We start from the raw sequence: 1,767 nt of genomic DNA, 5'->3' as shown, positions 1-1,767 counted from the left end.
CGCCGCGTTCGGAGGCCTACTTTGTTTTCCCTCTGGCGCAAGGCACGCCGGGAAAACAGTGCGGCCTCGCGGCTACTGGGGTCTACCAGCCTTCGCTTCGCTCTCCATGGCTGGCAGCGGTAGTCGATCTGTTCGACCAGTTGCCGTTCGCTACGGATGGTATAGAGAGCCATTAGCAACTGTGTACATAGCAGTTTTTCCGCTGGGTATCGAGTCGCGCCCCATCTCAGCATAGAGTGCGTTGAATTCGCTGTCCAATGCTTTAAGGGCTTCATCCACCATCTTTAGAATGGGCTGGAGTAAGTGGTGTCCGGCACCTATTGTTCCTGACTTACCGTGCTGAACAGCGTCTCTTGTTGTATCTTGGAAGCCTAGCATCGTCAATCTATTTTATGCATCAAGATCCAGGATAATATTGCGGAAACAGGGAGTTGTTCAACAGCCTGCCAATGGATTTATCTCATCAAAGATTAGGATCCGCTACAAATTCATTGATCAAAGTACGATTTACTTTAAGATTCGGATCATTTTCCAATTGCAGCCAATAGTCTCTGCGAATCTTTGCTTCCATTTTCTTTTTTAGTTTTGAAACAATAACTTTTTTGACTTTTTCATATGATCTAACCTCTGCAGAAAACTTTTCTGACAACCGAATCAGATGGTAACCGAATTTCGTTTTCACCGGCTCACTAACCTGTCCAGGCTCTAAGGAAAATGCTACCGTTTCAAACGGCTTGACCATACGTCCACGAGGAAATATACCGAGGTCCCCTCCTTTTGATGCATTGCGCTCATCTTGGGAAAACTTTCTTGCAGCATTTTCGAAAGAAATCTCACCCGAAAGAATCCGTACTCTGACATTTTCTGCTTCTGCTCTAGCAGTAGCATCATCACCCTCAGCATCGACCTTAAACAGAATATGTGCGGCATGTACACGTTCCGGTACGGCATAATCCTCCTGGTGAGCTAAATATTCCTCCCTAGCTAGGGGCTCAAATGCTTCATCATCAGACAACGCTTTAGCCACAACCTTATCGAGTTCGGCGTTGGCTAGAATATTAAGGCGGCGGTTCCATATGCGAGCCTGAACCTCCGGTGTGTTGTCCAACCCTTTTGCCAGTGCTCGATGCGCGGCCACTTTTGTGAGATAAGTAGAATTGACCGATTCTACCAACTTCTGCTTGTTTGTAAGCAGCACTCGGCGCACATCAGCAGGCACACTCAACAATGCTTTCTTTACGTCCTCAATAGTCAAATCCACTTCTGGACCATCAATAAGAACCGCCTTGGCAGATTCATCTGCGGATGTATGGATGGCCCACAATGCTACTAACACAAACAAATAAATACGCAAAACAGACTTATAATATTTCATCGAATAATCGTATACGAACCACTACCAGACAGGTTATGGACATTGAGGAAATAGTGGGTACCCACCTCGAGCAGGCAATAATATTCGGCATAAGATGTTTTGTTTGTAAGACCTATCCAGTTTGTCTGCCGCTTACAAACCGCACTGGTACCATCATCCATATTTCCAGCATTCTGATTTATAGTGAATTCCAAATCCACATCCGTTTCAATACTCAACACAGAAACGGCACTATAACCTGTCTTTGTAATATCACGGTATGTAAATCCCCACACATGGATTTGGTCGGCGGCAATATCTTCAAATTGAGCAATTGTTCCCCCATTTTCTAGAGCAAGGTCATCACCTTTACAGACTACATTACCGCCGCCACTGCAAGTCTCATCACCACC

At 45.6% G+C, this 1,767-nt stretch carries 2 protein-coding genes; both read right to left on the bottom strand.

Features of this window, described 5'->3' with window-relative positions:
* Positions 1-463 precede the first annotated feature (463 nt).
* Positions 464-1,375 (bottom strand): peptidylprolyl isomerase, encoded by a 912-nt coding sequence (locus ACOCD2_RS18605; RefSeq protein WP_293649686.1) that lies wholly within the window; start codon positions 1,373-1,375, stop codon positions 464-466.
* On the bottom strand, positions 1,372-1,767 hold a 396-nt coding region (locus ACOCD2_RS18600), incomplete at its 5' end, for a hypothetical protein (RefSeq protein WP_294078071.1). The genes ACOCD2_RS18605 and ACOCD2_RS18600, both read right to left, overlap by 4 nt.

Source organism: Thiolapillus sp., assembly GCF_048562965.1.
GTDB classification, from domain to species: Bacteria; Pseudomonadota; Gammaproteobacteria; order Chromatiales; family Chromatiaceae; genus Thiolapillus; species Thiolapillus brandeum_A.
This window is presented reverse-complemented; position numbering and strand designations above follow the sequence as displayed.